We start from the raw sequence: 4,097 nt of genomic DNA, 5'->3' as shown, positions 1-4,097 counted from the left end.
GGCGATGATGGGGCAGGCCGGCTTCGAGCGCTGCCACTACAAGAACCTGACCGGCGGCATCGTCTCGATCCACTCCGGCTACAAGCTGTAAGTCGGGTTCCCAGGTAGTGCCGGCCGCTGGCCGGCATCTGCACGGCACGGTCCTGGTAGGTGCCAGCCTTGGTTGGCACACGCCCGTCCGCGAGCGCTGACATGTCCGTGCCAACCAAGGTTGGCACCTGCCAGAAGCAGCAAGGTCGGCACAGGGCCCGCCGCGAGCGATGATGGATCCGTGCCAACCAAGGTTGGCATCTACCAAAGGGTGGCGCCCCCGTGGCGCCAGGCGGACATTACCCCGCACCGCGCAACGCTTCCCGGCCGGGGGAGAGGTACCATTGGGGTTTGCTCCCCGTAACGGTCCCGATTCATGCGCAATCCGCTGATGCTCCTTCCGCTGGCCGTGGCCCTGGCCGCCGGCTGCTCCCAGGAGGCGGCCGCACCCGCCGCCGCTCCGACTGCCCAGAAGGCTCCCGCTGCCCCCGTGAACGCCGAAAACCGCAGCCACGACGAAAGCTCGTACGCCGAGCCGGACAAGGTCGTCGTCAAGGACATCGCCCTGGATCTGAAGCTGGACTTCGACCAGAAGCAGATCGGCGGCACCGCCACCTACACCCTGGAATGGAAGCAGAAGGATGCCAAGCAGCTGGTGCTGGACACCCGCGAGCTGAGCATCGCCAAGGTTGAAGCGATCGCCGCCGACGGCGCGCGCAGCCCGCTGCAGTTCGTGCTGGCCCCGGTGGACAAGGTGTTCGGCAGCAAGCTGACCATCGAAACCCCGGAACAGCCGGCCAAGGTGGAAGTGACCTACCACACCGCACCGACCGCGTCGGGCCTGCAGTGGCTGGCGCCGTCGATGACCGAAGGCAAGAAGCTGCCCTTCATGTTCAGCCAGTCGCAGGCGATCCATGCCCGTTCCTGGGTGCCGCTGCAGGACACCCCGAGCGTGCGCTTCACCTACAGCGCGCACGTGGTCTCGCGTCCGGACGTAATGGTGCTGATGAGCGCCGACAACGATCCCAAGGCCGCGCGTGACGGTGATTACACCTTCAAGATGCCGCAGCCGATTCCGTCCTACCTGCTGGCCATCGCAGCCGGCGACCTGGTGTTCGAGCCGATCTCCGGCCGCTCCGGCGTCTGGGCCGAGCCGACCATGGTCAACAAGGCCGCCAAGGAATTCGAAGACACCGAGAAGATGATCGGTGCCGCCGAGAAGCTGTACGGCGAATACCGCTGGGGCCGCTACGACATGCTGGTGCTGCCGCCGTCGTTCCCGTTCGGTGGCATGGAAAACCCGCGCCTGACCTTCGCCACGCCGACCGTGATCGTCGGCGACAAGTCGCTGGTCTCGCTGGTCGCCCATGAACTGGCGCACAGCTGGTCGGGCAACCTGGTGACCAACGCCAGCTGGAAGGACATCTGGCTCAACGAAGGCTTCACCACCTACGTCCAGGGCCGCATCACCGAAGCCCTGTATGGCAAGGAGATGGCCGAAATGGAAAAGCAGATCGACCAGACCGATCTGCTGGCCGAAGTGAAGGACATGAGCCCGGCCGACCAGGCGTTGGCGCTGCCGCCGCTGAACGAACGTGACCCGGACGAAGCCCTGAGCCAGGTGGCCTACGTCAAGGGTTCGTGGTTCCTGGAATTCCTGGAACAGCGCTTCGGCCGCGAAACCTTCGACCCGTTCCTGCGCGGCTGGTTCGATGACCACGCCTTCCAGAGCGCCAACACCGACCAGTTCGTCGAGTACCTGAAGAAGAACCTGCTGCCGAAGAATCCGTCGGCGGTGACCGAGGCCGAACTGAAGGCGTGGCTGGACGAGCCGGGCATTCCGGCGTTCGCAGCCAAGGCGCAGTCGCGCAATTTCAGCAGCGTCGATACCGCGCGCATCGCCTTCGCCAGCGCCGGCACCGTGCCGAGCAGCCAGGTGATTGCCGAGTGGAGCACCCAGGAATGGGTCCGCTTCATCGACGGCCTGGGCGCCACCCAGCCGCTGGACAAGCTGGCCACGCTGGACAAGGCGTTCCACTTCACCGGCACCCCGAATGGCGAGATCGCCATGCGCTGGTACCCGCTGACCATCCGCAGCGGCTACGAGCAGGCCAATGAAGCGGCCGCTGCGTTCATCGAGCGTGTCGGTCGTCGCAAGCTGATCCTGCCGATCTACGCCGAACTGGTGAAGACCCCGAAGGGGCTGGAGCTGGCCAAGCAGGCGTTCGAGAAGGCCAAGCCGGGCTACCACCCGATCACCACCGCCTCGGTGCAGGACATGCTGGCCAAGGCTGAAGCCAAGTAAACGGGAGTGCCGGCCGCTGGCCGGCAACCCAGACACTGCTTCACCAGCAACGGCGGGGAAACCCGCCGTTGCTGTATCCGCTTTTCGCTGCCGATAGAATCGGGATGCACCCGTAAAGGACTCCGCCATGAAACGACTGATCCTGCTCACCGCCTGCACCCTGGCCCTGGCCGCCTGCAGCAACCCCGAGGAAGAACGCAAGGCGCAGGAGGCCGCCGCTGCCGCCGTGCAGGCGCAGAAGGAAGCCAAGGCCGAAGACGTTGCCAAACAGTACGACATGGCCGTGGCCGCGCAGGACTGGGAACGCGCGCGCCTGCATGGTGCCTCGCTGCTGGACCAGTACAAGGACACTGCCGCCGCCGAGCGCATCGCCGCCGGCTTCGACGAGGTCAAGGCCAAGGGCGATGCCGCGCGCGACCTGCGCCGCATGCAGGCGCTGTGGCAGTACAACCAGATTCCGGTCGGCAGCAAGGGCAACCAGGTGTCGGCACAGATCTTCAGCAAGGAGCGGGTGGATGTGGATGGCAGCGGCGCCAAGCCGGTGCAGCTGGTGTTCCGCGACCACCCCGAATGGAAGCGTCATGCCTACCTGGTGCTGCAGGCCGGCGATTTCCGCTGCCCGCAGTGCACGGTGAAGGTCACGGTGGACGGTGGCAAGCCGATCTCCATGGCGGCCTGGCGGCCGAAGACCGACGAGGCGATCGCCATGTTCATCACCGACCAGAAGGCGTTGTGGAAGCTGGCAGCCAAAGGCAAGTCGATCAGCATCGAGTTCCCGGTCAAGGCCGGTGGCACGCGCACGGCAGTGTTCGAGACCGGTGGCGTGGATGCCAGCCGCATGCCGGCGTGGTGGCATTGACCGTGCAGGCACCGGCGGCTGCGTCGTCGCTGTCGACGATCCGCCACTGGGTGTTCGACATGGATGGCACGCTGACCGTGGCGGTGCATGATTTCGCGCGGATCAAGCGCGAACTGGCGATTCCGCAGGAGGATGACATCCTCACCCACCTGGCCGGGTTGCCGGCCGTAGAGGCCAGCGCCAAGCACGCTTGGCTGCTGGCGCACGAGCGTGCGCTGGCCGCTGCTTCCCAGCCGGCAACGGGAGCGGTGGCGCTGGTACGCGCGCTGCAGGGCGCCGGCTGCCGGCTGGGCATCCTGACCCGCAACGTGCGCAGCCTGGCGCAGGTCACCCTGCAGGCGATCGGGCTGGGCGACGTCTTTGCCGAAGACGACATCATCGGCCGCGACGAGGCCGAGCCGAAACCCTCACCGGCCGGGCTGCAGTACTTCCTGCGGCGTTGGCAGGTGGAACCTTCGCAGGTGGTGATGGTGGGCGACTACCGCTTCGATCTGGAATGCGGCCGGGCGGCGGGCAGCCGTACGCTTCTGGTCAATGCCCCGGACAACCCGTGGCCGGACATGGCCTGTTGGCATCTGGCCGATTGCGCGGCGGTACTGGGGCGCTGGCGAGGCTAGCGTGGCCCGCTGTACGCGCTGTGGCGGGAACCTGAGGGCAGCGCCGGCGGTCAACTCTCGACTGTCATCACAGTGTATTGTGCGGGGCCGGCTGGGCGTTCTTCGAATGCCCGGCGGGGGCTGAAGCGGGGGCGGTTGGGGAACCGTCGCCGCTCAAGGCCGCGGCCTGATCGAAGCCGCGGTGGGCGTTGAAGGTGCCGGCGGGTGGTTTCGCTGCGCTGGTGGTTGTGTCGGGTAACACGTTGTCCGGTGTGGCCCGCTGCCAAGGATGGGGCATGGGTGTCCT

4 protein-coding genes are annotated in these 4,097 nt (G+C 66.6%); all 4 read left to right on the top strand.

All coding sequences use genetic code 11. From position 1 onward, the window contains the following. On the top strand, positions 1-91 hold a 91-nt coding region (locus tag AB4Y84_RS15140), incomplete at its 5' end, for a class I SAM-dependent methyltransferase (RefSeq protein WP_442250373.1). A gap of 315 nt (positions 92-406) precedes the next feature. Next, positions 407-2,335 carry a M1 family metallopeptidase gene (locus AB4Y84_RS15135; protein ID WP_049463858.1) on the top strand — a complete coding sequence of 643 codons (1,929 nt, stop codon included), beginning with the start codon at positions 407-409 and terminating at the stop codon, positions 2,333-2,335. 127 nt (positions 2,336-2,462) lie between these two features. Then, positions 2,463-3,194: a hypothetical protein gene (locus tag AB4Y84_RS15130; RefSeq protein WP_223496608.1), complete on the top strand. Its 732-nt coding sequence runs from the start codon at positions 2,463-2,465 to the stop codon at positions 3,192-3,194. Then, the gene (locus AB4Y84_RS15125; protein WP_363731551.1) at positions 3,182-3,811 is read left to right on the top strand and encodes an HAD family hydrolase; all 630 of its coding nucleotides are present in this window, start codon (positions 3,182-3,184) and stop codon (positions 3,809-3,811) included. Before AB4Y84_RS15130 ends, AB4Y84_RS15125 begins: the two co-directional genes overlap by 13 nt. Positions 3,812-4,097: the final 286 nt, after the last annotated feature.

The organism is Stenotrophomonas sp. 2YAF22 (assembly GCF_052114665.1).
Classification (GTDB): Bacteria; Pseudomonadota; Gammaproteobacteria; order Xanthomonadales; family Xanthomonadaceae; genus Stenotrophomonas; species Stenotrophomonas indicatrix.
The sequence above is the reverse complement of the archived record's forward strand: the minus strand, read 5'-3'. Positions and strand labels throughout refer to the sequence as shown.

Excerpts from the sequence above, each read along its gene's own strand:
- AB4Y84_RS15135 (WP_049463858.1), top strand. The coding sequence starts at position 407 with ATGCGCAATCCGCTGATGCTCCTTCCGCTGGCCGTGGCCCTGGCCGCC.
- AB4Y84_RS15130 (WP_223496608.1), top strand. The coding sequence starts at position 2,463 with ATGAAACGACTGATCCTGCTCACCGCCTGCACCCTGGCCCTGGCCGCC.